The 24715-nt window shown below is 70.9% G+C and carries 25 protein-coding genes and 1 tRNA gene; 10 read left to right on the top strand and 16 right to left on the bottom strand.

Annotated features, from left to right (window positions below):
- Nucleotides 1–210: 210 nt before the first annotated feature.
- Genes ACSU1G_RS30025 through ACSU1G_RS30035 form a run of 3 tightly spaced genes read left to right on the top strand, consistent with a single transcriptional unit; the run spans nucleotide 211 to nucleotide 3305 of the window.
- The gene (locus ACSU1G_RS30025; protein WP_439284552.1) at nucleotides 211–1200 is read left to right on the top strand and encodes a tripartite tricarboxylate transporter substrate binding protein; all 990 of its coding nucleotides are present in this window, start codon (nucleotides 211–213) and stop codon (nucleotides 1198–1200) included.
- Between the two features lie 3 nt (nucleotides 1201–1203).
- Entirely contained in the window at nucleotides 1204–1725 is a 522-nt protein-coding gene (locus tag ACSU1G_RS30030; RefSeq protein ID WP_439284553.1) for a tripartite tricarboxylate transporter TctB family protein, read from the top strand.
- The gene (locus tag ACSU1G_RS30035) at nucleotides 1722–3305 is read left to right on the top strand and encodes a tripartite tricarboxylate transporter permease (protein WP_439284554.1); all 1584 of its coding nucleotides are present in this window, start codon (nucleotides 1722–1724) and stop codon (nucleotides 3303–3305) included. Before ACSU1G_RS30030 ends, ACSU1G_RS30035 begins: the two co-directional genes overlap by 4 nt.
- 184 nt (nucleotides 3306–3489) lie before the next feature.
- Here ACSU1G_RS30035 and ACSU1G_RS30040 read toward each other — a convergent pair whose 3' ends face one another.
- The gene (locus ACSU1G_RS30040; RefSeq protein WP_439284556.1) at nucleotides 3490–4086 is read right to left on the bottom strand and encodes an HD domain-containing protein; all 597 of its coding nucleotides are present in this window, start codon (nucleotides 4084–4086) and stop codon (nucleotides 3490–3492) included.
- On the opposite strand from ACSU1G_RS30040, the gene ACSU1G_RS30045 reads away from it, so the two are divergent.
- Nucleotides 3995–4888 (top strand): GlxA family transcriptional regulator, encoded by an 894-nt coding sequence (locus ACSU1G_RS30045; RefSeq protein ID WP_439284719.1) that lies wholly within the window; start codon nucleotides 3995–3997, stop codon nucleotides 4886–4888. The two genes, ACSU1G_RS30040 and ACSU1G_RS30045, sit on opposite strands and share 92 nt — an antisense overlap.
- On the opposite strand, the gene ACSU1G_RS30050 is transcribed toward ACSU1G_RS30045, so the two are convergent.
- The 13 genes from ACSU1G_RS30050 to ACSU1G_RS30110 form a co-directional block, all read right to left on the bottom strand.
- Entirely contained in the window at nucleotides 4849–5967 is a 1119-nt protein-coding gene (locus ACSU1G_RS30050; RefSeq protein WP_439284558.1) for a Gfo/Idh/MocA family protein, read from the bottom strand. The two genes, ACSU1G_RS30045 and ACSU1G_RS30050, sit on opposite strands and share 40 nt — an antisense overlap.
- Nucleotides 5964–7631: an FAD-dependent oxidoreductase gene (locus tag ACSU1G_RS30055; RefSeq protein ID WP_439284560.1), complete on the bottom strand. Its 1668-nt coding sequence runs from the start codon at nucleotides 7629–7631 to the stop codon at nucleotides 5964–5966. Before ACSU1G_RS30055 ends, ACSU1G_RS30050 begins: the two co-directional genes overlap by 4 nt.
- Complete coding sequence (locus ACSU1G_RS30060) at nucleotides 7628–8731, bottom strand: zinc-binding dehydrogenase (protein WP_439284562.1); 1104 nt, start codon at nucleotides 8729–8731, stop codon at nucleotides 7628–7630. The genes ACSU1G_RS30055 and ACSU1G_RS30060 overlap by 4 nt, the downstream gene beginning before the upstream one ends.
- A gap of 4 nt (nucleotides 8732–8735) precedes the next feature.
- A complete protein-coding gene (locus tag ACSU1G_RS30065) occupies nucleotides 8736–9029 on the bottom strand; it encodes a YciI family protein (RefSeq protein WP_439284564.1) in 294 nt (97 codons plus the stop codon).
- 143 nt (nucleotides 9030–9172) lie between these two features.
- Complete coding sequence (locus ACSU1G_RS30070; protein WP_439284566.1) at nucleotides 9173–9958, bottom strand: IclR family transcriptional regulator; 786 nt, start codon at nucleotides 9956–9958, stop codon at nucleotides 9173–9175.
- The gene (locus tag ACSU1G_RS30075) at nucleotides 9958–10944 is read right to left on the bottom strand and encodes a DMT family transporter (protein WP_439284568.1); all 987 of its coding nucleotides are present in this window, start codon (nucleotides 10942–10944) and stop codon (nucleotides 9958–9960) included. The genes ACSU1G_RS30070 and ACSU1G_RS30075 overlap by 1 nt, the downstream gene beginning before the upstream one ends.
- Entirely contained in the window at nucleotides 10941–12776 is a 1836-nt protein-coding gene (locus ACSU1G_RS30080; protein ID WP_439284570.1) for an FAD-dependent oxidoreductase, read from the bottom strand. Before ACSU1G_RS30080 ends, ACSU1G_RS30075 begins: the two co-directional genes overlap by 4 nt.
- A 144-nt stretch (nucleotides 12777–12920) precedes the next feature.
- Entirely contained in the window at nucleotides 12921–14000 is a 1080-nt protein-coding gene (locus ACSU1G_RS30085) for a GNAT family N-acetyltransferase (protein WP_439284572.1), read from the bottom strand.
- A gap of 103 nt (nucleotides 14001–14103) precedes the next feature.
- Nucleotides 14104–14820 (bottom strand): 50S ribosomal protein L1, encoded by a 717-nt coding sequence (gene rplA, locus ACSU1G_RS30090; protein WP_439284574.1) that lies wholly within the window; start codon nucleotides 14818–14820, stop codon nucleotides 14104–14106.
- A gap of 92 nt (nucleotides 14821–14912) precedes the next feature.
- Complete coding sequence (rplK, locus tag ACSU1G_RS30095) at nucleotides 14913–15347, bottom strand: 50S ribosomal protein L11 (RefSeq protein WP_439284576.1); 435 nt, start codon at nucleotides 15345–15347, stop codon at nucleotides 14913–14915.
- Between the two features lie 141 nt (nucleotides 15348–15488).
- Nucleotides 15489–16253, bottom strand: coding sequence for a transcription termination/antitermination protein NusG (gene nusG / locus ACSU1G_RS30100; RefSeq protein ID WP_439284721.1), 765 nt, complete (start codon nucleotides 16251–16253; stop codon nucleotides 15489–15491).
- Nucleotides 16254–16691: 438 nt separating this feature from the next.
- On the bottom strand, nucleotides 16692–16952 hold the full coding sequence (secE, locus tag ACSU1G_RS30105; protein WP_439284578.1) for a preprotein translocase subunit SecE: 261 nt from the start codon (nucleotides 16950–16952) through the stop codon (nucleotides 16692–16694).
- 72 nt (nucleotides 16953–17024) lie between these two features.
- A tRNA-Trp gene (locus ACSU1G_RS30110) sits at nucleotides 17025–17097 on the bottom strand.
- A gap of 227 nt (nucleotides 17098–17324) precedes the next feature.
- Here ACSU1G_RS30110 and ACSU1G_RS30115 point away from each other — a divergent pair.
- The 5 genes from ACSU1G_RS30115 (at nucleotide 17325) to ACSU1G_RS30135 (ending at nucleotide 21251) form a co-directional block, all read left to right on the top strand.
- Nucleotides 17325–18530 (top strand): pyridoxal phosphate-dependent aminotransferase, encoded by a 1206-nt coding sequence (locus tag ACSU1G_RS30115; protein ID WP_439284579.1) that lies wholly within the window; start codon nucleotides 17325–17327, stop codon nucleotides 18528–18530.
- 88 nt (nucleotides 18531–18618) lie between these two features.
- Nucleotides 18619–19014: a TOBE domain-containing protein gene (locus ACSU1G_RS30120; RefSeq protein WP_439284581.1), complete on the top strand. Its 396-nt coding sequence runs from the start codon at nucleotides 18619–18621 to the stop codon at nucleotides 19012–19014.
- Nucleotides 19011–19811: a molybdate ABC transporter substrate-binding protein gene (gene modA / locus ACSU1G_RS30125; protein ID WP_439284583.1), complete on the top strand. Its 801-nt coding sequence runs from the start codon at nucleotides 19011–19013 to the stop codon at nucleotides 19809–19811. Before ACSU1G_RS30120 ends, modA begins: the two co-directional genes overlap by 4 nt.
- A complete protein-coding gene (locus ACSU1G_RS30130) occupies nucleotides 19789–20619 on the top strand; it encodes an ABC transporter permease (RefSeq protein WP_439284585.1) in 831 nt (276 codons plus the stop codon). The genes modA and ACSU1G_RS30130 overlap by 23 nt, the downstream gene beginning before the upstream one ends.
- On the top strand, nucleotides 20616–21251 hold the full coding sequence (locus ACSU1G_RS30135; RefSeq protein ID WP_439284587.1) for a sulfate/molybdate ABC transporter ATP-binding protein: 636 nt from the start codon (nucleotides 20616–20618) through the stop codon (nucleotides 21249–21251). Before ACSU1G_RS30130 ends, ACSU1G_RS30135 begins: the two co-directional genes overlap by 4 nt.
- Here the strand turns inward: ACSU1G_RS30135 and ACSU1G_RS30140 are convergent.
- Both ACSU1G_RS30140 and ACSU1G_RS30145 read right to left on the bottom strand, forming a co-directional pair.
- A complete protein-coding gene (locus ACSU1G_RS30140; protein WP_439284588.1) occupies nucleotides 21217–21876 on the bottom strand; it encodes a response regulator in 660 nt (219 codons plus the stop codon). The two genes, ACSU1G_RS30135 and ACSU1G_RS30140, sit on opposite strands and share 35 nt — an antisense overlap.
- A complete protein-coding gene (locus ACSU1G_RS30145) occupies nucleotides 21873–23141 on the bottom strand; it encodes an ATP-binding protein (protein WP_439284590.1) in 1269 nt (422 codons plus the stop codon). Before ACSU1G_RS30145 ends, ACSU1G_RS30140 begins: the two co-directional genes overlap by 4 nt.
- 124 nt (nucleotides 23142–23265) lie before the next feature.
- Here ACSU1G_RS30145 and ACSU1G_RS30150 point away from each other — a divergent pair, with 124 nt between their 5' ends.
- Nucleotides 23266–24714, top strand: coding sequence for a PspC domain-containing protein (locus tag ACSU1G_RS30150; protein WP_439284592.1), 1449 nt, complete (start codon nucleotides 23266–23268; stop codon nucleotides 24712–24714).
- Nucleotide 24715 lies beyond the last annotated feature (1 nt).

Below are 24715 nucleotides of genomic sequence, written 5' to 3' on the forward strand. Positions count from 1 at the left end.
GATGACCCGGAAGATCCCCGGAAGGACCGTGGTTGAGTCGCGTCACCCATCCGTCACGGAGGCGGCATTTTGGCAAATTCTGGCAATCGGCTGGCCTTTGTCGTGTCATTCATGCCATCCTTCTGTTCACCTCGCATTCTGTGATGGGCATCACCAGCCGCAAGCCAACGGCACCCCATCCGCACCCTCGTGTATCCCCAGGAGACAGACATGAAAAAACGCACCCTGATGACCTCCACGGCCGCACTGGCCGTCGCCGGACTGCTGCTGTCCGGTTGCGCTGACAACGCCGGCGGTTCCGGCGAGGGGGACGAGTTCCCCACGAAGGACGTCCGACTCGTGGTGCCGTGGGCGGCCGGCGGCTCCGGCGACCTCTCGGCCCGCACCCTGGCCCCCCTGCTCGAGGACGAGCTCGGCGTCAGCGTCATCGTGGAGAACCGCCCCGGCGCCAACGGCTCGGTCGGCTACAACTGGCTCAAGGAGCAGGAGCCGGACGGCTACAACCTCTCCATGCTCGGCGCCGAGGTGGCCACCCTGCAGTTCATGGACTACGACATCGCCCCGGCCGACTACGCCTTCCTCGGCAAGATCCTCGAGGGCCCCGGAGCCATCGCGGTGCCTACGGACAGCCCCTATGAAGATCTGCAGGCCCTGATCGATGCGGCGAAGGCCGCCCCGGGCGAACTCACCTATTCCTCCCCCGGCGTCGGCTCCGTGTGGGACAACCCCGCCCAGGGCTTCCAGGAGCTGGCCGGCATCGAGCTGACCAACGTGCCCTTCGACGGCTCCGCACCGTCCATCGCGGCCGCAGCCGCCGGTGACGTGGACTTCTCCATCGACGCCATGGGCTCCCAGAAGGCCCAGGTGGACGGCGGCGAGCTGCGCTACCTGGCCGTGCTGTCGGAGGAGCGGCAAGAGGACTACCCCGACGTGCCGACCGCCGCTGAACAGGGCGTCGACCTGCAGAACGCCTCCTTCACCGGCCTGATGGCCCCGGCTGGCACCCCGGATGACGTGGTCCAGACCCTGTCTGACGCGATCGCCGCGGCGACTCAGAACGAGGACTACCAGTCCGTCATCGAGCAGTCGAACCTGGTGCCCGTCACCGACAGCTCTGCCGAAAAGTTCACGGACTTCATCCAGGCCGAGGAAGAACGCTACGGCCCGTGGATCGAGCTGGCACAGTCCAAGCAGGGCTGACCCATGTCCACCGAAACCCCCGGGCCGGTCGGCACCGCCGAGCGGCCCGGGGAGCACCCCGAGGACGTCGCACTCCTGAAGAACCTGCCGTACCGGTTGCGGGAACTGATCCCGGTCGCTGCCGCGATCGGGTTGGGCCTCACGGTGCTGGTCCTGGTGGGTGACATCACTGATCGCGGTGCCGGGGTCGGGCCTCGGTTCTGGCCGAGCATGCTGGCCTGGGGCCTGATCGCCCTCGGCGTGCTGCTGATCTTCACCAACGTGCTGCGCGGGGTCCGCCCCTCGGACATCCCCGATGACATGACCTGGTGGGGCATCGGGCAGATGGTGCTGACCGGACTGGTGTTGATCGGCTACCTGCTGCTGTTCAACGTGCTCCAGTTCTGGCTGATCACCCTGGTGGCGACCTTCGTGCTGCTGGTGGTCTACGGGATCCGCAACTGGAAGGTGCTGGTGTTCCTGCCCATCATCATCGGCGTCATCCTGCACGTCCTGTTCATCGTCCTGCTGAAGGTGCCCCTGTGATCCCCGACCTGTTGAACACCCTGCCCCTGTTGCCCCCTCTGCCCCTGCCGGTGGCGGCCAACGCCGTCACCGAGGGCATCCTGGAGGTCCTGCAGTGGGACACCCTGCTGTACATCGGCTTGGGCATGCTGGTCGGCATGCTCGTGGGTGCCTTCCCCGGCGTCACCGCCACCATGGCCGTGGCCCTGGCCTCCGGCTTCACCCTGACCATGGAGCCCATCCAGGGCCTGGCCGTGCTGCTGACCATCTATGTGGCGGCCCAGTTCGGTGACCGTGTGCCCTCGATCCTGATCAACACCCCGGGCACCCCGGCCTCGATCGCCACCACCTTCGACGGCTACCCGCTGGCCAAGCAGGGCAAGGCCGGACTGGCGATGACGGCATCCGCCCTGGGCTCGGCGTTCGGGATGATCTTCGGCATCATCGTGCTGTCCCTGTTCGGCATCCCGCTGGCGGGCTTTGCCCGGGAGTTCGGCCCGCCGGAGATGTTCGCCCTGGTGGTGTTCGGCCTGACCATGATGATCGGTGTCTCCTCCGGCCGCATCTTCAAGGGACTGATCGCCGGTGCGTTCGGCCTGCTGTTGGCCACCGTGGGCCGGGACCCGATCACCGGGGACCAGCGCTTCACCCTGGGCATCCTCGAGCTCAACGGCGGCGTGCCCTTCATCCCCGTGATCATCGGGCTCTTCGGCCTGGCCGAGGTGCTCAACCAGATGGTCACGCACCAGAAGAACAAGTCCCAGGACAAGCCCATCAGCCAGCTCGGCGCCTGGTGGCCGGGCAAGGAGCTGACCGGTCGGCTGCTCAAGTCCATGAGCATCGGCGCGGGCACCGGGTCCGTAGTGGGCCTGGTCCCCGCGGTGGGCGGAGACATCGCCGGGATCATCTCCTGGGACAACGCCAAGCGCCTGTCCAAGCACAAGGAGGAGTTCGGCCACGGCTCCATCGAGGGCCTGACCGCCGCAGACACCTCCTCCACGGCCACCCTGGGCGGCTCCGTGACCACCACCATGGCACTCGGCGTCCCCGGCGACTCGGTGATGGCGGTGCTGATCGGGTCCATGATGATCTGGGGCATCCAGCCCGGACCGGCGCTGTTCACCAACCAGCCGTCCCTGGTCTACACGCTGGCGACGATCCTGTTGGTGGCCACCGTGCTCTCCCTGGCACTCTCCCTGGTCCGCATGAAGTCCATGGTCAAGCTGCTCGAGCTGAAGAACCAATACCTGTGGGTCATCATCCTGGTGTTCTGCATGGTCGGCACCTACTCGATCAGCAACTCGGTCTTCGACGTGTTCGTCATGCTGATCATGGGCGTGGTCGGGCTGTTCATGCTGCGCTTCGGCTTCCCCGCCGGACCCGCTGTCCTGGGTCTCATCCTCGGCCCCCTGGCCGAGTCCAACCTGCGGCGCACCCTGATCGGCGGCGGCCCCGAGGCGTTCCTGACCAGCCCCATCGCCCTGGTGCTCTTCGCGATCTCGGCGGCCGCCCTGCTCCTGCCGCCGCTGCAGGCCATGCGCACCCGCCGCAAGCAGGCGCTGGCGGGCAAGGACGAGGGCCTCTCGGTCCTGATTCCGTAACAACACCACCCCGCACGACGACGGCCGGTCGCCTTCCGCACGGAAGGTGACCGGCCGTCGTCGTTCCCCCGGACGTTCCGGCTGCCCGGAACAGTCATTCACTCGGCCCAGGCGTTGGCCCGGATGACCTCCACGAAGTCCCCGCGCTCGAAGCCCGGGACGAAGTGCTCCAGCACGTCGGCCTTCACGTTGCCGAAGGTCGTCTCGGGGCGGTTCCCGATCCCCTCGGTGAACGCCTGCAGGATCTGCTCCTTGAAGTCCGGGCGCGGGTGTGCGGCCACCACGGCCCGGCGCTGCTCCTCGGTGATCGCGTCATAGCCGACGCCGAGCACGTCCAGTTCCACCCCCGGGTGACGAGGGCGACCTCCGGGACCATGTGTAGCGGGATCTCCGGGGTGGTGTGCAGGGCGATGGCCTGCCAGACGCGGTCGGCCTGCTGCTCGGCGATGCCGTGCGAGGTCAGGAACCGGCGGGCCTCGTCGGCGCCGTCGACCTCGAAGCGCTGGTCGTCGCGGCGGTACTTCTCGGTCAGGCCCGGGTCGTGGAACATCGCGCCCACGTACAGCAGCTCCGGGTCGTACGCCAGCCCCTGCTCCCGGCCGCGCAGGGCGCCGAAGACGTAGACGCGGCGGGAGTGGTCATAGATCAGGTCCGAGCTGGCCTCCCGCACCAGCTCCCATCCGTACGCCATCAGCCTCGTCTCGCCCAGCGGCGGACCGGTCACGGCCTCGTCCGGGGTCCGGCTGGGCCCCACGGTGGCGGCGGAGGGACTGGGGCCCATCGACACGCTGGTGGTGCCGGGCTCTCCGGCGCTGCCGCAGGGTCGGATCGACCAGGCGCTGCTGTCCCTGGTGGAGGGTCTGGCCGGCCGGGCCGCGCGGGTGGCCTCGGTGTGCACCGGGGCGTTCGTGCTGGCCGAGCTCGGGCTGCTGGACGGCCGCCGGGCCACGACCCACTGGCGCCACGCCGCGGCCCTGTCCCGCCGGTATCCCCGGGTCCGGGTGGAACCGGACGTCATCCACGTCCGCGCCGGACAGTGCTACACCTCGGCCGGCATCACCGCCGGGATCGATCTGGCGCTGGCCCTCGTGGAGGACGACCACGGCCCCCGGGCGGCGCGAGACATCGCCCGGGAGCTGGTCATGTTCCTGCGGCGCCCCGGCGGGCAGTCCCAATACTCCACCGCACTGTCCGGGTCCGCGGCACCGGACAGCCCCTTGCGGGCGGTCACCGAGGCGGTCCTGGCCGACCCGGCGGCGGACCACAGCTTGAACACCATGTCCCGGGCGGCCACCGTCAGCTCCCGGCAATTGACCCGCCTGTTCCGGACCGAACTGGAGACCACCCCGGCACGCTGGGTCGAGCAGGCCCGCCTGGACCGGGCGACCCAGCTGCTCCTCGACGGCCTCAGCGTGACGGCCACGGCCCGGCGCAGCGGCTTCGGCAGCGACGAGACCCTCCGCCGGGTCGTCGCCCGCCAGCTGGGGACCACCCCCACCGAATACCGCCAGCGCTTCACCAGCACCGCCAGCACCGCCTCCGCTCAGAACCGGACGGGCGCCCCGGTCCGGGAGGACTCGTAGACCGCCAGCAGGATGCGCAGCGACTTCATGGCCTCCTCGCCGGTGACGGCCGGCTCCCGGCCGGTGCGGACGGCGTCCACGAAGTCGGCCACCTGGGCCCGGTGCCAGGGGATGAGGGCGCCGTTGATGGTGGCGAGGTCCACGTTGGGAGCCGCTGCGGCAGGCCAGGTCTCCTGCGCCCCCACGCTGTCCCCCGTGGCCCAGATGTCCACGCGGCCGTCGGTGCCCTCGGGGAATTCGGTCAGCTGTGCCGACGCCCCCGTGGATCCGGTCACCCGGATCTGGACGCCCAGGGACGGCGTCACGGCGGTGGAGGCATGCAGGGTGGCCAGCGCCCCGGAGGCGAACCGCAGGGTGGCCACGGCGGAGTCCTCGACCTCGATGTGCTCGCCGTGCACATAGGTGGCGGTGTGGCCGTGGACCTCCACCACCTCCCCCAGGTACCACTGGAGCAGGTCGATGTAGTGGATGCCCTGGGTCATGAGCACCCCGCCGCCGTCCGAGGCCCACGTGCCGCGCCAGGCGGTGGCGGAGTAGTACTCCGGCTCGCGGTGCAGCAGCACGAAGCAGTGGCCGAGGATCGGGATGCCGAGGGTGCCGTCGTCGATCGCGGCGCGGATCCGCTGGGCGGCGGGCCAGAAGCGGCGCTGGAACAGCACCCCGAACCTCACGCCGGCCTCGCGGCAGGCGGCGACCATGCGCTCGGCGGCGGCGAGGTCGATCGCGATCGGCTTCTCGCACAGCACGTGCACCCCGGCGGCGGCGGCCTCGGTGACCACGGCCTCGTGGGTGGGATGCGGGGTGCAGACCGAGATCACGTCGATCCCGCGGCCGTCCGTGCCGCGCCAGGCCAGCATCTCGGTGACGGAGCCGAAGGCGTGGCCGATCCCGTGTGCCGCCGCGACCTGGCCAGCTCGCTCGGCGTCGATGTCGCACAGGGCGACGACCTCCACGGTCTGCCCCGTGTCCCGGCCGGCCTCGTCTACGGCCCGGTAGGCCTCCAGGTGGTTGCGGAAGATCGCCCCGCCCCCGGCGATGCCGACGCGCAGGACGCCTGCCCGGCCCGCCCCGCCGGTCATGCCCGCACCGCCTGCGCCAGGTGCCGGCCGGCCGCGTAGGCCCGCGTGATGGCGGAGCCGATGGTGGCCCCGCCCCCGGGATAGGCGTCCTTGAACACGGTGGCCGAGCAGTTGCCGGCGGCGTAGAGGCCCTCCAGCGGGGCTCCGGTCCAGTCCAGGACCCGCCCGTCCAGGTCTGCGCGCAGGCCTCCGGCGGTTCCCAGCACGCCCGGGTGCAGCTGCACGGCGTAGAACGGCGCCTGGGCCACCGGGGCCAGGCAGGGGTTGGGTGCGTGGGCGGGATCGCCGAGGTGCCGGTCCTGCTCCGAGGAGCCGCGTCCGAACTCCGGGTCCTCGCCCCGTGCGGCGGCCGGGTTGAACGCGGCCACCGTGGCCTCGAGCCCGTCCGGGTCCACCCCGATCAGCGCGCCCAGCTCAGTAAGGGTGTCCGCCCGGACCAGCCAGTCAGGGGCGTCCGCCGGGTCGTCAAATAGGGGGTGACCGGCCACGGGGTAGCGGGACACGAACCGTGAGTCCATCACCAGGAACGCCGGGATGTTGGCGAAGTCCGAGGTGGCCGGGTCGATATTGGCGAAGACGCGGGAGAAGTCGTGGTAGTTCAGCGCCTCGTTGACGAAGCGCCGTCCCGCGGAGTTCACCACGATCCCGCCGGGCAGGGTGGCCTCCACGTTGCCCATGCGGCCCGAAGGATGCCCGCCGTACTGGGCCCCGTGGGCGGTGATGACCGGGACGCCCCAGATGTCCGTGGTCTCGGCGAATGAGGCACCCACGGCCATCCCGAGCTTCAGCCCGTCACCGGTGTTGCTCGGTGCGGAGATCGGCGTGATGGGGAACGTCAGCAGGGTGCCGGTCAGCTCGGGTGACCATTCGAAGCCGCCGGAGGCGATGACCACGGAGGCGGCCGAGATGTCCTTGACCCCGGCCACGGTCACCTGCCACTGCCCGCCGGACTGTCCGCCGGATCGCTCCAGTCCGGTGGCGGGGGCGGGCGCCGCGATCACGACGCCGGCCTCCCAGGCCGAGGCGGTCAGGGCACCGGCCAGCGCCCCACCCATGGTGCGCACCCCGCGCTCCGCGCGCCCGTCCAGCAGCTCGGGGTCCGGCGCCGCGCCGTGCAGCTGGTCCCGCTCATCCATGGTGATCAATGACAGGTAGGTCGGCGGACGCAAGGCCTCGGTGAGTCCCGGCACCACGGACGGGTCGAACTCGCGGTGGTCCAGTCCGCGCCCACCGGCCGTGGCCCCGGGCCAGTCCATGTGGTAATCCGGGCGGGACAACGGGGCGTAGTCCACGTGCGTGTGCTCATCCAGGAAGCGCACCGCCTCGGCGGCGGTGGCCACGTACCAGCCGACCTCCTCCTCGGAGAGCCTGCCGCCCGTCGCGGCCCGCACATAGGCGGCAGCGTCCTCGGGGGTGTCCGTGAAATCGAGTGAGCCCATCAGGTGGTTGTCGGGGGCCCACATGACCCCGCCCCCGGCCGCTGTGGTCCCACCCAGCTGCTCGTCCTTCTCGAGCACCAGTACGGAGGCACCGGCGTCTCGGGCCACGAGGGCGGCCGTCATCCCGGCGCATCCGGAGCCGATGACCACCAGGTCATACCGTTCGGCCAGCTCGGCCACGGGTGTCAGCAGTGGAGTCGTGAGCGGCGGGCGGGGTTCGGTCATGATCCGGGGTGTCCTTTGCTGGTGCTGGTGCCGAAGTCGATCGCGATCTTCCCGACGCCGGCCGCCGGGTCCACCAGGGTGGCGAAGGCGGCGTCCAGGTCCTCGAAGGCGAAGCGGTGGGTCAGCAGGGGGGCGATGATGTCCTGGTGCCGGTCCAGCAGGTCCAGGGCCTCGCCGATGAGGTTCTGTGAGTTGCGGGAGCCCAGCAGGTCGATCTCCTTGACCGGCAGGGTCCGCAGCGTCAGGCGCAGTTCGGCGTCGGAGATGCCCACGCAGACCACGCGGCCGGCGGTGGCCACCAGGTCCACACCGGTGGCGACGGAGGCCGGCGCACCGGTGGCGTCGATGACCAGGGACGGCCCATCCCCGCCGGTGAGCTCGTCCAGCTCGGCCCGCTGCGCCGCCGTCGGGAAATCCCCGGGGGTGACGGTGAAGGTGCGGTCCGCACCGAGTCCCGCGGCGAGCGCCAGCCGGGAGGGGTTCATGTCCGCGACGGTGACGTCGCAGCCGAGGTCTTTGAGGTAGACGGTGGCCAGCAGGCCGATCGGGCCGGCTCCGGAGACCAGGACGCGTTCACCGGCTTGCGCCCGGCCGCGGTGGACGGCCTGCAGGGCGATGGAGGTCGGCTCGGCCAGCGGGGCGAGGGACAGGTCCAGCCCGTCCGGCACGCGGTAGAGCTTCTCCAGCGGGATGGCCTGCTCCGTCACGAGGGAGCCGTCCTCGTAGCAGCCGTACACGCTCATGTGGCGGCAGGCGTTGACCCGGCCCACGGAGCAGGCATAACACTGTCCGCAGTAGAACATCGGGGAGACGGCCACCCTCTCGCCGAGGGTCCAGCCGGCAGTGGAGACGGCATCGGCCGGATCGAGGGCCACGATGGTGCCGGCCGCCTCATGGCCCTGGATGATCGGCAGCTCGGTGGCGTAGTCGTCGTCCCAGATATGGGCGTCGGTGCCGCACAGGGTCACCGAGGCCATCCGGACCACGGCCGTGCCCGGAGCGGGAACGGGTGCCGGGAGGCTGCGGTACTCGATGGTCCGCCGGCTGGTGGTGACAGCAGCGGTAGCGGTGGCGGCAGCGGTGGCAGCAGGGCTGGTCATGCGGTTACTCGGCACCTTCGATGGAGCCGAAGGCGATGTTCCACCGGCGCACGGTCCGCTCGGCCACGAAACCACCGGCGTGGAAGGGATCCCCGTCCATGATCGAGGCGACCTCGTCCACGGAGTCGCCCTTGATGATCAGCAGCGCGCCCAGCGGATCGGCCTCGGTCAGGCGGCCGGAGACCAGCAGCGTGCCCTGCTCGTGGAGGCCGGACAAGAAGTCCACGTGAGTAGGGCGGACGGCCACCATCTCCTCGGTCTCGGGGACGTAGTTGTAGGTGACGGCGTAGGCAGCCATGGTGGTGCTCCTTGCAGTTGACGTGCACGCCGGCGACGTGACCGGCATTACGTCCTATCGTGCGGGCACCGGCGGCCCCTCCGCTCCCTCCTTCCCGTTCAACGGGAATCATGCTCCAGCACGGCTACACGGGTGAGCGCGGGTCAGCGTGCGTCCGGCGCCCCGGACCGGCCGCGGGAGCCCATCTGACGGGACAGCCCGCGGGCCGCGGCGAGCAGCACGGGGACCTGGATCTGCAGGTTGACCTGGTCCACCTGGGCCACGATCGAGATGGCCCCGAGTACCCGGCCGCCCGGCCCGAACACCGGGGCCGCCGTCCCCGAGGAGCCGGCCACCGTGACGCCGCGCAGGTGCACATAGCCGTCCGTCCGCGCCTGCGCCAGCCGCCGCCGCAGGCCCTCCTGGGTGATGCCCGAGTCCCGGGTGAAGCGGTCCCACGGCGAGGTGAGGAATTGCTCCTGCAGGTGCCGGGGCGAGTAGGCCAGGATCGCCAGGCCGGGGGCGGTGGACAGCGCGGGCAGCCGCCCGGCGATCTTCGTCAGGTCTGTGGGCACGTCCTGGCTGATGAGCCGCTCCAGGTAGATGATGGTGCCGTCCTGCTCGTCCAGGATCGCCAGGGAGGTGTTCTGGCGCTGCGTCACATGGACGGCCTCCATGAACGGCAGCGCGGCCTGGCCGAACTCCTGGTATGTGGAGCTGCGTTGGCCCAGCTCCCACAGCACGAGCCCGATCCGGAACTGACCGCCGGGGGTCCGCCGCAGCAGGCCCTCCGCCGCCATGTCCCCGGCCAGCCGGTGGGCGGTGGAGGAGGACAGCCCGGCACGGTCCGCCAGCTCGGAGGCGGTGAGTTCTGGATGGTCGGCGTCGAAGGCGTGCAGGACCCGCACGAGGCGCTGGATCAACGACTCCCCGGAGCGGGAGTTGGCCATCAGGTGGTCCTCCGATCTCCGGCTGGCGCGAGCCCGCGCCGCAGTGCCGTGGCCGAGGCCAGCATCAGGGCCAGCAGGGTGATCACGGCGCCGGTGACCACCGGCCAGGTCACCTCGGCCCCCGGGGTCGGCCAGGCGGTGTCCAGCACGAGCGAGCCCGCCAGCTGCCCGGCCACCAGTCCGAGGGTGAACAGCATCGCCCCGATCGTGCGCGTGAGGATCGCCCCGCCGATCACCACCACGGAACCCAGCAGGCCGCCGGTGTAGTACCACCAGTCCCCGGGCTCCAGCGGCAGGCCGTGGAATCCGCCGGCGGCGATCCGCGGCGCGGCCACCGCCAGCAGGGCCAGGGTTCCGGTGAGGTAGTTGAACAGCACGATCGGCTCCACCCGGCCCACGGCGGCCCCGATGACCCCGTTCATCGCCATCTGCGGCGGCTGCAGCAACCCTCCGGCCAGGACCAACACCAGCGGCAGGGCGAGGACCGCCAGGGCCGAGGAGTCCACGTCCCCGCCGAGCAGCCGGGGCGAGACCGCCAGTCCCACACCGGCCAGGCCGAGGACCAGGCCGGCCAGCCGGCGCCGTCCCAGCCGCTGGCGGCCGGATGGGACCCACCCCATGGTGTCCAGCACCGTGGAGGAGAGCATCTGTCCGCCGATGAACATCAGTGAGAACAGGGCGACGCCCACGAGGTCCACGGTCACCGCCTGGCCGTACACGGCGAACGCCCCGAGCAGTCCGGAGAGGGCGAAGACCCAGGGGAATCGTCCCGTCATGGCCCCCCGGACCAGCCGGACGACGCCACGGCGGTTGGCGGGGATCAGACCGTTGACCACCAGCATCAGCACCAGGCCGGAGCCGAAGGTGACGGAGGCGGCCAGGGTCGGATCCCCCAGCTCGGTCCGCAGCGCGCCGGTGATCCGGGCCTGGACCGCGATCGCCACGCCGCCGGCCAGCGCCAGCAGCAGCGAGAGTGTTCTGTTCATGTACCCGGGCCGGATGCGTCCAGGCCGGCGGCGTGCCGCGCGGCCACCCAGCCGAAGGTCATGCCCGAGCCCACCTGTGAGCCGGCGCCCGGGTACTCGCTGCCCATCACGGACGCGGCGTCGTTGCCGGCGGCGTAGAGACCGGCGATGGCCGCCCCGGCCGCATCCACCACCTGCGCCTGCGCGTTGATCCGGATCCCGTAGGCGGTGGCCAACGGGGTCGGGACCACGGCCATCGCGTAGAAGGGACCGTGCTGTACCGGTCCGACGTTCGGGTTCGGCTCGTGCCCGGGATCCCCGGCCACCCGCCCGAACAGCAGCTCGCCCTTGTGGAAGTCCTCGTCCACGCCGGTCTCGGCGAAGCCGTTGTATCGGGCCACGGTCTCCTGCAGCCCCGCCGCGTCCACACCGATCTGCCCGGCCAGCTCCGCCAGGCTCGCCCCGCGGTACAGGTAGCCGGAGTCAAGGTACTTCTGCAGTGCGGCCGCCGGCAGGTGCGGCATGGTGATCATGCCCAGACCGTATGTCGCCAGGGTGCGGGAGTCCACCACGAGCCAGGCCGGGATGGTCGGCACGGCCTGGTGGGAGGCGTACATGGCCCGCACGAAGCGGTGGTAGGAGACCGATTCGTCCACGAAGCGCCGCCCGGCGGCGTTGACCGCGATCAGCCCCGGCTTGGCCCGGTCCCAGATGTGCGGGAACACCACGGTGGATCCGTCCGCGCGAGTGCCGATCGAGGACGGGAACCACAGGGCGTTCTCTCCGTCGTCCGTTCCGGCCGACGCCCCCACGGCCGCGCTGAGCCGCAGGGTGTCCCCCGTGGCGCCCTCGCCGGCACGGGAGAACTGGGGCGTGGGCGAGGGCAGGAACCGCTCCCGTAGCTCCGGGCTCTGCGCGAAGCCCCCGGCGGCCAGGACGACGCCGCGCCGAGCACGGATCCGCAGCTGGCGTCCGCCGTGCCCCACCACAACCCCCACGACGGCGCCCGGCACCGTCCCCGCCTCGCCCAACTCCTCGCCCGACTCCGTGCCCTCGCGCACCAGCTCGGCGGTGTAGGCATTCCGCCACACCTCACCGCCCCGCTGCAGCAGCCCATGGTAGAGGCGGGCCACCAGCGCGTTACCCATCACCAACCGGGTGCCCCGCGGATAGCGCACCCGGTCCAGGGCCCACCGGGCCCCCAGACCCAGCGCCGTGGTCCCGGCCCGGAGCGTCTTGCCGGCCTCCCCGGAGAACAGGCCCAGCAGCGTGGCGACCTCCGGCCGGCGGAGCATCAGGGTCCCACCCATGAGGGCGAACTCCGGCACCGGCGGGCGGATCTGCCGGAACCGGTCCCGGCCGAGCAGACGGCCGTCGAAAGGCTCGGGCTCCAACGCCCGCCCGGTCTGGCCGGTCTCCGGCAGCTCGGAGTGGTAGTCCACCACGGCGGGCGAGGGACGGAACGTGACGCCCAGGTCCGCCATGTAGTCCAGCATCTGCGGCCCGTGGTCCAGGTACGCCTGCCGCAAGGCCTTGTCCGACTTCTCCCCCACCAGCCGGTCCAGGTAGCGCTCGGCCCGTTCGGCGTCGTCGGTGTTCCCGGTCTCACGTTGGAAGGGGTTGTCCGGGATCCAGCAGGTTCCCGCCGAGTAGGCGGTGGTACCGCCGATGTACCCGGTCTTCTCCAGCACCAGCACGTCCAGGCCTTCCCGGGCGCCGGTCAGGGCGGCCGTCAGGCCGGCGGCCCCGGCGCCCAGCACCAGCAGGTCGACCTCGCGGTCCCAGGGCAGGCTCGAAGGCCTCGGGGACGCCTCCGGCGCGGAGGTCGGCTGTGTGGCTGGATTCTCGGACATCGGCCCACCTGATTCTGTGTTGCGGCATGCTGGGTTGCGGCATGCTGTGCTGCGGCATGCTTCCGCCGCATCCGTGACGCGGCTCACGGACCATCGTGGCGCACGAATCACCTGATCGGACTCCACCTTCCCGTTGAACGGGACTCAGATGCTCTTCCGCCACCCCGGGCGGGTGGCCGCCGGAACAAACCCGAGCTCGTCGTTCGCCCGGAGGATCTCCTGGTGCTCAGCGTCGTTCCAGGTGTAGAGGCGCTCCGTCTCGGGCTTCAGCTCCAGGAGCCGGGAGATGTTGACCGCCTTGAGCAGCAGGACCAGGCCTCGCCCGCGGTGGTCGGGGTGGACCGGTGTGCTGCCCTGATATGCCGTCTGCGGCAGGTCGGCAGAGGTCTCGATGTCCGTGTGTCCCACGAGCTGGCCTGTCGCCGGATCCCGCACCGCCGTGGTCACGATGCTCACGCCCCGGTCATCATCCGCACGTTCCCAGCCGACCAGCTCATAGCCGTGTTCCGCCACCGACGTCGATCCGGACTCGGCCCGCAGCGCCGCACCGGCGGCCTCCCGCAGGTCCAGCACGGAGGTCCACTCCACCTGCGCCAGACCATAGCCGTGAGTCGCTGCGAACGCCGCGTCCGGCGCCTCCCAGCGCACGGCAACGGGGCCGGCGTCGGGCTCCGCCTGGTCACCGGTACGGACCGCCGGGATCAGGCCGGTCTGCAGCGAGGTGCCGGTGACGAAGACCGGGCCGGAGCCGACGGCGGCCGGGTCCAGCAGGGCGTTGTCCGTCCAGGACCGCAGGACGGAGCACCCCCGGCGGGCCGCCTCGGCCTCGGCCTCGCGCAGCAGTGCGGATCCCACCCCTCGGCGGCGGAAGTCCGGGTGGACGCCCACCCACACCTCCGCGTGCTGCTCGGCGCCGGATTCCGTGCCGCCGGCTTCCGTGCCGCCGGGTTCAACCGGCAGGCTCAGCGTGGCATACCCGACGATCCGATCCGCACCCTCCGTGCCCAGGGGTTCACGGGCCACGACGTAGCTGCGGACCTCGCCCCGGGCGGTGGCACCGGCCAGCTGATGCTCCGGCGAGACGTAGAAGTCGTTGGTCCCCCAGAACAGGGACGTCACCAGATTGGCCAGCTGCGCCACCTGCAGGAAGTCGGCCGTGGCCGGGGGCATCGGCAGGCGGGCCTGGTCGAGGGCGTCAGGCAGCCGGAGCCATGCGGTTCTCATACCCCTCATTAAACACTCCGGCCATTAAACGCCCGAGGCCGGAACCGGCGATCACTCGCGGGTTCCGGCCTCGGGCTGGTGAGCCTGGGCTCAGACGCTCAGGTCAGGCCTGGGCGTCCGCCTCCGACTCGATCTTCACGACGTTCGGGTCCACCCGGATGCCGGGGCCGAAGGTCGTGGAGACCGTGGCCTTGGAGATGTACCGGCCCTTGGACGCGGAGGGCTTCAGGCGCAGCACCTCCTCCAGGGCAGCGGCGTAGTTCTCGGTCAGCTGCTCGGCGGCGAAGCTGGTCTTGCCGATGATGAAGTGCAGGTTGGAGTGCTTGTCGACGCGGAAGTCGATCTTGCCGCCCTTGATGTCCGTGACGGCCTTGGCCACGTCCGGGGTCACCGTGCCGGTCTTCGGGTTCGGCATGAGGTTACGGGGGCCGAGGATCTTGCCCAGGCGGCCGACCTTGCCCATCATGTCCGGGGACGCCACGGCGGCGTCGAAGTCGGTCCAGCCGCCCTGGACCTTGGCGATCAGGTCATCGGAGCCGACGAAGTCGGCGCCCGCCGCCTCAGCCGCCGCGGCCCGGTCACCGGTGGCGAAGACGACCACGCGGGCGACCTTGCCGGTGCCGTGCGGAAGGTTGACGGTGCCGCGCACCATCTGGTCGGCCTTGCGGGGGTCGACGCTCAAGCGGAAGGCGACCTCCACGGTGGCGTCCGACTTGGAGGGGTTGGTCTCCTTGGCCAAGGCGATCGCCTCGACGGGACCGTAGACGGTCTCGCCGATCTTTTCCTGGGCCGACTTGTATGCTTTGCTGCGCTGTGCCATCTGCGTGTTCTCCTTATGCAGTCGTGGTCTGCGGGTCGCGCGCGACCCTGCCACTGGGTGAGTACTGTGGTGACGAAAAGTGGGTGGTTCCGTCAGCCGTCGACGGTGATGCCCATGGAGCGGGCGGTGCCGGCGATGATCTTGGTGGCAGCCGCGAGATCGTTGGCGTTGAGATCTTCCATCTTGGTCTGGGCGATCTCCTCGCACTGGGCGCTGGTCAGCTTGCCGACCTTGTCCGTATGCGGGGTGGCGGAGCCCTTGGAGACCTTGGCGGCCTTCTTGATCAGCTCAGCGGCCGGCGGGGTCTTGGTGATGAAGGTGAACGAACGGTCTTCGTACACGGTGATCTCGACCGGGACGACGTTGCCACGCTGGGATTCCGTCGCGGCGTTGTACGCCTTGCAGAACTCCATGATGTTCACGCCGTGCTGACCGAGCGCAGGGCCGATCGGAGGGGCCGGGTTGGCCGCTCCTGCCTGGATCTGCAGCTTGATCAGGCCTGCGACCTTCTTCTTCTTGGGGGCCATGATCGGCTCCTTCTTCTGTAACTTCTTGCGTGTTCCCCGGAGCACAGGAGTGTGCCCGGAGCGGGTGGCCACCGTGGCGCGGTGGCCGGTCCGCCCTCCGCCCGGCAAAGCAACCGGTCGGCGGCGAAGTCTGTACGTCCTCTACCGGATCTTGGTGACCTGGTTGAAGGACAGGGTGACCGGGGTCTCGCGCTCGAAGATGGTCACGAGGACCACGAGCTGCTGGGATTCGACCTTGACCTCGGAGATGGTGGCCGGCAGCGTCTCGAACGGGCCGTCGTTGACGGTGACCGCCTCGCCGACCTCGAAATCGATCTCGATCGCCGGGGCGTTGGCGCCGGCGCCGGCCGGGGCGGGACGACCTTCGGCCTCGGCCATCTTGGTGGCCTCCTGCAGGGCCGAGGGGGCCAGCATGGAGTGCACCTCGTCCAGGGACAGCGGGAACGGATCGTGGGCGTTGCCCACGAAGCCGGTCACACCCGGGGTGTGGCGGACGACGCCCCACGAGGCGTCGGTCAGGTCCATCCGCACGAGCACGTAGCCGGGGATGCGCACCCGGTTGACGAGCTTGCGCGTGGTGTTGCGGATCTCCACGACCTCTTCCATGGGGACTTCGATCTCATAGATGTAGTCCTCCATCTCCTGGGTCTGGATACGCGTCTCCAGGTTGGTCTTCACGCGCTTCTCGTAGCCCGCATAGGTGTGGATGACGTACCAGTCGCCCGGCTGACGGCGCAGTCGGGTCCGGAGTTCCTCGGAGGGGTCGACCTCAGGCTCGGCCTCTACTTCAGGCGCCGCCTCGGCGACCGGCTCCACGTCCAGGGAGTCCTCGCCCACCAGGTCGGCGTCCGACCGATCGGCGGACTCAGCGCCGCTCTGGGCCAGGTCCTCCTCCTGCAGGGTCATCTCACCCTGGTCCTCAGCGTCCTCGGCTGGGGCTTCACGGCTCTCAGCCTCGGGATCGACCTCGGAGGCCTCGACGGCCGGTTCCGCGGTCTCGTCGTGGGCCTCATCGATCCCGTCGGCCTCGATCGCGGGGTCCACGGCGACCTGCGGGTCTGCCTCAGCCTCCGCCTCTGCCTCAGCCTCCGACTCCTCGGCCGGGTCGGCCGGAACGACGGGCTCGCCGGCAACGGCGGCGTCCTCAGCGGTCTGAGGGTCCTGAGACGGCTGGGACTGCTCCTCTTCGAGGGCATCGGCCTCGGCTAGGGCGTCGGCCTGCGGTTCGAGTTCCTGCTCGGACACTGGTTCCTGCTTTCTTCACGCGTTCAACGTACTTCCGGCAGGGCATCTCCTCCGGCGGGACGGGTGTGGTGCGCCCCCTGCGCAGACCCGCCTGCGGACTCAGGCGCTGCCGTCGCCGAAGACGAAGGAGGCACCCGAGCCGAACAAGAAGTCCAACAAGGTGACCAGCAAGATCATGAAGATCACGAAGACGAGCACGACGCCCGTGAGCTTCACCAGCTCCTCGCGGGTGGGCGTGACGACCTTCCTGAGTTCGTCCACCACCTGGCGCAAGAACAGAGGGATGCGGCCGAAGAAGCCTCGCTTCCGCGGCGCCCCGGAGGACTGATCCCCCGTGCTGTTCGCAGCTGCCTCGGTCACGTGGCCTCACTTGCTAGGTCGACACTTAAACTGTCCTGCCGAGCGCCCCCGGATCACCGGGACCGCCCTGCGCAGGGTAGACAGGACTCGAACCTGCAACCTGCGGTTTTGGAGACCGCTGCGCTACCAATTGCGCCACTACCCTATGGGCCGGAATGTCATCTCCGAACGGACATGCCATGGCACGGCCCAGCGTGGTGTTTTTCAACACCGGGGAACAACTTTACGTCATCACCGTCGGTGAGTCGAACCGGCCTGCTCCGGCGGCCTGCCATCCCGCGCCATCCCGCGCCATCCACGCTATGGCATGCCATGGCAGCCCACTAGGCTGGAGCCCAACGACACCCGGAATCCACCCGCCGGAAGGACCCCATGCCGAACACACCGTCCCCCCAGCCCCGCCGCCGCGTATCCCAGCGGATCGGCTCGATCGCCGAGTCCGCGACCCTCGCCGTGGACGCGAAGGCGAAGGCGCTCAAGGCCGCTGGACGCCCGGTGATCGGGTTCGGCGCCGGGGAGCCGGACTTCCCCACCCCTGACTACATCGTCGAGGCGGCCGTCCAGGCCGCGCGGGACCCCAAGAACCACCGCTACTCCCCCGCCAGCGGGTTGCCGGAGCTGAAGCAGGCGATCGCGGAGAAGACCCTGCGTGACTCCGGGTTCCAGATCGAGCCGGCCCAGGTCCTGGTGACCAACGGCGGCAAACAGGCGGTCTACAACACCTTCGCCGCGCTGCTGGATCCGGGCGACGAGGTCATCGTCCCCACCCCGTACTGGACCACCTACCCTGAGTCGATCCGGCTGGCCGGAGGTGTCCCCGTCGACGTCTTCGCCGGGCCGGAGAACGGCTACAAGGTCACCGTGGAGCAGCTCGACGCCGCCGTGACCGACCGCACCAAGGTGCTCTCCTTCGTCTCCCCCTCCAATCCGACCGGTGCCGTCTACTCACCCGAGGAGACCGCCGCCATCGGCCGCTGGGCGCACGAGCGCGGCCTCTGGGTCGTCACGGACGAGATCTACGAGCACCTCACCTATGACGGCGTGCCCTTCACCTCGATCGCCACGGCCGTGCCCGAGCTGGCCGACCAGGTGGTCGTCCTCAACGGCGTGGCCAAGACCTACGCCATGACCGGCTGGCGCGTGGGCTGGATGGCCGGCCCCGTGGACGTCATCAAGGCCGCCACCAACCTGCAGTCGCACGCCACCTCGAACGTCGCCAACGTCTCCCAGCGCGCGGCCCTGGCCGCCGTCTCCGGGCCGCTGGATGCCGTGGACGAGATGAAGACCGCCTTCGACCGCCGCCGGAAGGCCATCGTCACCGGCCTCAACACGGTGCCCGGATTCTCCTGCCCGACGCCGGAGGGGGCCTTCTATGCGTACGTGGACGTCCGCGGTGCGCTGGGCGGGAAACACCAGACCTCAGCCGAGCTGGCCGGTTACATCCTCGAGGAGGCCGAGGTCGCCGTCGTGCCCGGAGAGGCCTTCGGCCCCTCGGGATTCCTGCGGCTGTCCTACGCCCTGGGAGACGAGGATCTGGCCGAAGGTGTGGAGCGCATCCGCGCCCTCCTCTCCCGCTGACCCCTCCCGCCACCCCTCCCCACAGAATCCGCAGATGCGGACCAGAAGACCCTCCTGAACCGCACCTGCGTGCATTAGAGTCGCGAGCATGACTCTTCTGCGCGTCTCCGAGGCCGCCCGCTACCTGGGCGTCAGTGATGACACGGTGCGCCGGTGGGTCACGGCCGGGCGGCTGACCGGGCGCACGGACGACGCGGGCAAGGCCGCCGTGGACGGGGTGGAGGTGGCGGCCCTGGCCCGGGAAGCCTCGAACGAACCGGACGATCAGGCGCCCACCTCCGCCCGGAACACCTTTGCCGGCCTGGTGACCCGGGTGGTGATGGACACCGTGATGGCCCAGGTGGAGTTGCAGTGCGGCCCGTTCCGGGTGGTGTCCCTCATGAGCGCCGAGGCGGCGCGCGAACTGGGCCTGGAACCGGGGATGCCGGCCACCGCCGTGGTCAAGGCGACCACCGTGATCATCAACCGCGAGACGGCCCCATGAGATCCGCCGTGAACCACACCGCCGTGCGACCCCTGGCGGTCCTGTCCCTGGCGGTCCTGACCCTGAGCGGCTGCGCCGGCGCTGATGTGCACGCCGGCGAGACGGACGCCACCCTCACGGTCTTCGCGGCCGCCTCCCTGGGCGCCCCGTTCGAGGAACTGGCCGAGACCTTCGAGGCGGAGTACCCCGGGGCCGAGGTCGAGTACAACGTCGCCGGTTCCTCCACGCTCGTGGAGCAGATCACCGCCGGCGCCCCGGCGGACGTCTTCGCCTCGGCCGACGGGCACACCATGGACCGGGCCGTGGCGGCCTCGGAGGTGTCCGGGGATCCCACCGCCTTCGCCACCAACATGCTGACCCTCATCACCCCTGCCGGCAACCCCTCAGACCTCTCCTCCCTGCAGGACCTTGAGCACTCTGATGCCAAGCTCGTGGTGTGCGCGCCCCAGGTCCCCTGCGGTGCCGCCACCGCCACCCTGGCGGAGGACGCCGGCGTGGAGCTGACCCCGGTGAGCGAGGAGGCCCAGGTGACGGACGTCCTCGGCAAGGTCACCTCCGGGGAGGCGGACGCGGGCCTGGTCTACGTCACGGACGCCGCCGGGGCCGGGGACGCCGTGGACACCATCACGCTCGAGCACGCCGCGGCCGCCGTGAACACCTACCCGATCGCGGTGCTGCGCGGCGCCGGCGACCACAGCCCGGAACAGGCCGAGCTGGCCCGGAGCTTCGTGGACCACGTGCTCTCCGGCCACGGTCAGTCAGTGTTGGAGGACCATGGCTTCGGCCCTCCGAAGTAGCCGCACGATGGCCCTGCCCGACCGCACCGTCCGAGTCCGGCCCCCCGGGGCACTGATCGCAGTGGGACTGCTCGGCGGGCTGGCCCTCCTGGTGCCGTTCGCCGCGCTCCTGGCCGGGGTGGACCCGGCCCGGCTGCCGGAACTGCTGACCTCCCCGAGCGCCCTCGACGCCCTCGGGCTCTCCCTGCGCACGGCCCTGACGGCCGCCGCGATCTGCCTGTTGCTCGGGACCCCACTGGCCCTGGTCCTGACCCGCCTGGACTTCCCGGGCCGCAGCCTGGCCCGGGCCCTCGTGCTGTTGCCGCTGGTGGTCCCGCCCGTGGTCGGCGGCATCGCCCTGACCGAGGCCTTCGGCCGGCGCGGCCTGATCGGAGAGCACCTGCACGTGCTCGGGATCGAGATCGCCTTCACCTCCACCGCCGTGGTGATGGCGCAGGTGTTCGTGTCCCTGCCGTTCCTCGTGGTGGCCCTCGAGGGGGCGCTACTGACCCGCGGGGAGGCCCACGAGCGCACGGCCCTGTCCCTCGGGGCCTCGCCGCTGCGCACCTTCTTCACGGTGACGCTGCCGCTGCTCGTGCCCGGACTGGTCTCCGGGCTGGTCCTGACCTTCGCCCGCGCCCTGGGCGAGTTCGGAGCCACGATCACCTTCGCGGGCTCCCTGCAGGGCACCACCCGCACGCTGCCCCTGCAGGTCTACCTGGAACGCGAGACGGACCCGCAGGCTGCCGTCGCCCTGTCCCTGGTCCTCGTGGTGGTCGCGCTCGTGGTCATCACGGTGGCCTACGGCCGCCGGGGAAGCACCCCGTGAGGCTGGACTGCCACGTGGTGGTCCCCGAACGCGGGGTGGACGTCGGGTTCACGGTGGAACCGGGCCAGACCCTCGCCCTGACCGGGGCCAACGGCGCCGGCAAGTCGACGGTGCTCTCCGCCGTGGCCGGCTGGCTGCGGCCGGAGTCCGGTCACGCCCTCCTCGGGGACCGCGTCCTCTTCGATGCGCACACCTGGACCCCCGCACGACGCCGGAACGTCGGCTACCTGACGCAGGATGCCCTGCTCTTCCCCCACCTCACGGCCGAGGCGAACGTCGCCTTCGGACTGCGCCGGGCCGGCGTCGTACACCGCGCGCAGCGCCGTCAGGTGGCCCGGGACTGGCTGGAGCGGATGGGGGTGGGGCACCTGGCCGGGCGCCGCCCACACCAACTCTCCGGGGGTCAGGCGCAGCGCACCGCGATCGCCCGCGTGCTGGCCTCAGGCCCGGATCTGGTCCTGCTGGACGAGCCGCTCGCCGCCCTGGACGCCCAGGCGGTCCCGCAGATCCGGGCCCTGCTGGCCGAGGGGCTGACCGGCCGCACCACCGTGCTGGTCTCCCATCAGGAGGCGGACGTCGATGCGTTGGCGGACGCGGTCACAACAATCCCCGCTCCCCCGCCCAGCGCGTGAGCTCGTGGCGGTTGGAGAGCTGCAGCTTGCGCAGCACGTTGGACACGTGGGTCTCGATGGTCCGCACGGAGATGAACAGGTCCTTCGCGGCCTCACGGTAGGTGTAGCCGCGGGCAATCAGCCGCATGACCTCGAGTTCCCGGGCGGAGAGCCGGTCCAACTCCTCGTCCCGCACGGCCACGTCCGCGGTGCCGAAGGCGTCCAGCACGAATCCGGCCAGCCGCGGCGAGAACACGGCGTCCCCGCCGGCCACCCGCCGCACGGCGTCCGAGACCTCCGGCCCCGAGATGGTCTTGGTGACGTAGCCGCGGGCCCCGGCCCGGATCACCGCCACCACGTCCTCGGCGGAATCCGAGACCGAGATCGCCAGGAACCGCACCTCGGGCGCCAGTGACTGGCAGGAGGCCGCCACCTCGGCCCCGCCGCCGCCCCGCCCGCCGGGCAGGTGCACGTCCAGCAGCACCACGTCCGGCTCGGTCTCGTGGATGACGCGGATCGCCGCGTCCACGTCCCCGGCCTCGCCCACCACCTCGACGGCGGCCGGGTCCAGGTCCGCCTTCAGCCCGGTCCGGAAGATCGCGTGGTCGTCCACGATGACGACGCGGACGGCGTTACTGGTACTCATACGGTGGGTCCTTCTCTCCTGGTCTGGTGTGCCTCGGGAACCGGCAGGTGCAGACGGACTTCAGTGCCATCCTCGCCGGTGGAAATGGCGGCCGTCCCGCCGGCGCGCTCCATCCGGCCGATCACGGACTCCCGGATCCCGAGGCGGTCCGGCGGGATGGCGTCCAGGTCGAAGCCCTGGCCGCGGTCCTTCACGAAGACCTCGACGGCGGCCGGGCCGGCTTCCGCGTAGACGCGCACGGGGCCTCCCTGCCCTGCATGGCGCACGGCGTTGAGCATGGCCTCGCGGGAGGCCTGCAGCACCGGGTCCAGCCATCCGCCGGTGGCGGTGCCCGCCGTGACGACCTCGATGGGCTGGCCGTGGTTGTCCTCGATGGCGGCCGCGAGGTCCTGCAGCCGGTCCGTCAGGTTGCCGTCCGGGCGGGTGGGATCGGCGTAGAGGTACTGGCGCAGGTCGCGCTCCTGGGCGCGGGCGAGCCGTGCGACCGTGGCCGAGTCGTCCGCGTTCCGCTGGATCAGGGCGAGGGTCTGCAGCACGGAGTCGTGCAGGTGGGCGGCGATCTCGGCCCGCTCGGTCTGGACCGCGAGCGCGGAGGACTTCGCGGCGGCGTCCCGCCAGAGCTTCAGCCCCCAGGGGGCGGCCACGAGGGTCACGCCGGCCAGGATGACCAGCGCCACCACGAGGCCGAGCCACAGGTCCTGGGTGCCGACGAATCCGGCGGCGAGCGTCAGGATGCCCGCCATGACCAGGAGCAGGCCGAGGACGAGGAAGGTGACGCGGTGGACGCGGTGTTCACCGGCGCCTCCGCGCAGGGCGTCGAACTGGAGCCAGACCAGTGCCACGCCGAGCAGGACGACGGTGGCCGGGCCGAGCATGCCCCAGTTCAGCCCGACGCCGGCCACCATCTGGAGGGTCAGGGCAGCGGCCAGGCCGAGGAGCACGATGCCCAGGACGACCTGCCAGCCGCGGCCGAGGGACTCCGGCAGGTCGGCGAGCTTCACGCGGGATGACCAGGACCGGGTCTGCTCGGGGGCGCCGCGCACGGGTCCGGCGGTGCCGACCACGGCCTCCCGCTCATCCGGGACGAAGATCCACAGCCAGGCGTAGAACACCACGCCGACCCCGCTGAGCAGCGACAGGGCCACGACCCCGAGCCGGACCCAGCCCAGGGGCAACCCGAGGTAGCGCGCCAGCCCGGCACAGACGCCGGCAATGGCACGGTGCTCACGGGGACGGGTCAGAAGACGGTCGGACACTGCGGTCATGGCTCCATCCTGCCCGACGCGGGAGGCTCCGGGGGCCTCGACGGGCACCGGTCAGGGGGTTCTCCGGGTCGGATCAGGGGCATGACGGATACCGCACAGGCCGGCGGGAGGCAACGATGGAACCATGAACGAGAACGATGTCCACCCCGGCGGCTTCTACCCCTGGATCGAATCGCTGCGCACCGTGCGCTCCCCGAACCGCTGGATCGGCGGTGTGGTCGCCGGAGCCTCCGAACGCCTCGGCCTGGACCGCACCCTGGGCCGCGCCCTGTTCGTGGTCCTCACCCTGCTGACGGCCGGACTGACCGTCCTGCTCTACGGGGCGGCCTGGATGTTCCTGCCCGAGCCCGACGGCCGCATCCACGCCCGGGAGGCCGCCCGTGGACGGTGGAGTTCCGGCACCACCGGCGCACTGATCGCCGTGGTGCTGGGGATCGGCAACCTGTTCAGCATCCCCGGCCAGATCGGCCGGGGTGAGGGTTTCTGGGACTTCGGCGGCATCGTCGGGCTCGCGGTCATCGGCTTCTTCGTCTGGCTCGTGGCCTCCAGGGGCCGTCAGGGCGCCATCGGTTCCGGCGGCTCCCCTGAAACCTCGGCGACCGCGGCATCCACGGAGGCCTCAACCAATCCAGTGGGCACCGCCGGCAGCGCCGGCCCCACGGGCACCGAACCCATCTACCTGGCGCCCTCGGACACCGGCTGGTACGCCGGTGCCGCCTCCGCTCCACCCTCCGCCTCCCCCGTCCCGGAAGGACCCGAACCGATGTCAGCCCCCGCCTACCAGCCGCCGTACCGGCCCCCCTACCAGCCCCCGCACCAACCCCCGTACCAACCGGCACCCCCGGTGAACCGCACCCCACCCTCGCTGGCGGGCTCGACCCAGCTGGCCGTCGTCGGGCTGGCCGTGCTGGCCGGAGCCGCAGTCTCCCTGCTGCGGTACCTGGACGTCTTCACGGCCTCGTGGCCCGTCATCTGGGCCGCCTCCCTGGCCACCACCCTCGCCGTGCTGGCACTCGGCCTGATCATCGGGGCGGTCGCCGGCCGCGGCGGGGGCGGGCTGACCGTGACCACGGCCATCCTCGCCCTGCCCGTGATCGGAGCGACCGGCGGCGCCGCGTTCAGCGACGGCCACGGAGTCCCGTGGGACTCCTGGTCCGTGCGCGGCGACTGGGACGGCGGGGTGCTGTCCGGCAATCCCACGGACGGCTACGAGCTGAGCTTCGGTGACGCCACCCTCAACCTCACCGGCCTCGAGGGCGGCCCGGCCGCCACGGTGGACCCCGTGGAGATGGACCTCAGCTTCTCCACCGTGGACCTGGTCGTCCCGGATGACGTGGACGTCTACCTGGAGGTGGAGAGTTCCTTCAGCTCCGTGGGCGGACCCAACCTCGGCACCGACGACGCCGGCCGCATCCGGGTGGTGGACGCCCCCGGGGACGAGCAGATCGTGGTGAACGCAGACCTCTCCTTCTCCACGCTGAACGTCCGCGCCGAGGCGCCCACCGCCACGACGGACGGCACCGACAGCACCGACACCAGCACCAGCACCGACACCAGCACCACGCAGGAGTGAA

Source organism: Microbacterium sp. A93, from assembly GCF_051842835.1.

What these genes read in the sequence shown, in the direction of transcription:
- ACSU1G_RS30145 (WP_439284590.1), bottom strand. Translation starts at nt 23,141, where the DNA reads ATGACCGCAGTGTCCGACCGTCTTCTGACCCGTCCCCGTGAGCACCGT.
- ACSU1G_RS30115 (WP_439284579.1), top strand. Translation starts at nt 17,325, where the DNA reads ATGCCGAACACACCGTCCCCCCAGCCCCGCCGCCGCGTATCCCAGCGG.
- ACSU1G_RS30080 (WP_439284570.1), bottom strand. Translation starts at nt 12,776, where the DNA reads ATGTCCGAGAATCCAGCCACACAGCCGACCTCCGCGCCGGAGGCGTCC.
- ACSU1G_RS30030 (WP_439284553.1), top strand. Translation starts at nt 1,204, where the DNA reads ATGTCCACCGAAACCCCCGGGCCGGTCGGCACCGCCGAGCGGCCCGGG.
- ACSU1G_RS30060 (WP_439284562.1), bottom strand. Translation starts at nt 8,731, where the DNA reads ATGACCAGCCCTGCTGCCACCGCTGCCGCCACCGCTACCGCTGCTGTC.
- ACSU1G_RS30040 (WP_439284556.1), bottom strand. Translation starts at nt 4,086, where the DNA reads ATGGGCCCCAGTCCCTCCGCCGCCACCGTGGGGCCCAGCCGGACCCCG.
- ACSU1G_RS30050 (WP_439284558.1), bottom strand. Translation starts at nt 5,967, where the DNA reads ATGACCGGCGGGGCGGGCCGGGCAGGCGTCCTGCGCGTCGGCATCGCC.
- rplA (WP_439284574.1), bottom strand. Translation starts at nt 14,820, where the DNA reads ATGGCACAGCGCAGCAAAGCATACAAGTCGGCCCAGGAAAAGATCGGC.
- ACSU1G_RS30130 (WP_439284585.1), top strand. Translation starts at nt 19,789, where the DNA reads ATGGCTTCGGCCCTCCGAAGTAGCCGCACGATGGCCCTGCCCGACCGC.
- ACSU1G_RS30075 (WP_439284568.1), bottom strand. Translation starts at nt 10,944, where the DNA reads ATGAACAGAACACTCTCGCTGCTGCTGGCGCTGGCCGGCGGCGTGGCG.
- ACSU1G_RS30065 (WP_439284564.1), bottom strand. Translation starts at nt 9,029, where the DNA reads ATGGCTGCCTACGCCGTCACCTACAACTACGTCCCCGAGACCGAGGAG.
- rplK (WP_439284576.1), bottom strand. Translation starts at nt 15,347, where the DNA reads ATGGCCCCCAAGAAGAAGAAGGTCGCAGGCCTGATCAAGCTGCAGATC.
- ACSU1G_RS30085 (WP_439284572.1), bottom strand. Translation starts at nt 14,000, where the DNA reads ATGAGAACCGCATGGCTCCGGCTGCCTGACGCCCTCGACCAGGCCCGC.
- ACSU1G_RS30025 (WP_439284552.1), top strand. Translation starts at nt 211, where the DNA reads ATGAAAAAACGCACCCTGATGACCTCCACGGCCGCACTGGCCGTCGCC.
- modA (WP_439284583.1), top strand. Translation starts at nt 19,011, where the DNA reads ATGAGATCCGCCGTGAACCACACCGCCGTGCGACCCCTGGCGGTCCTG.
- ACSU1G_RS30055 (WP_439284560.1), bottom strand. Translation starts at nt 7,631, where the DNA reads ATGACCGAACCCCGCCCGCCGCTCACGACTCCACTGCTGACACCCGTG.
- ACSU1G_RS30150 (WP_439284592.1), top strand. Translation starts at nt 23,266, where the DNA reads ATGAACGAGAACGATGTCCACCCCGGCGGCTTCTACCCCTGGATCGAA.
- ACSU1G_RS30120 (WP_439284581.1), top strand. Translation starts at nt 18,619, where the DNA reads ATGACTCTTCTGCGCGTCTCCGAGGCCGCCCGCTACCTGGGCGTCAGT.
- ACSU1G_RS30070 (WP_439284566.1), bottom strand. Translation starts at nt 9,958, where the DNA reads ATGGCCAACTCCCGCTCCGGGGAGTCGTTGATCCAGCGCCTCGTGCGG.
- ACSU1G_RS30140 (WP_439284588.1), bottom strand. Translation starts at nt 21,876, where the DNA reads ATGAGTACCAGTAACGCCGTCCGCGTCGTCATCGTGGACGACCACGCG.
- nusG (WP_439284721.1), bottom strand. Translation starts at nt 16,253, where the DNA reads ATGACCCTGCAGGAGGAGGACCTGGCCCAGAGCGGCGCTGAGTCCGCC.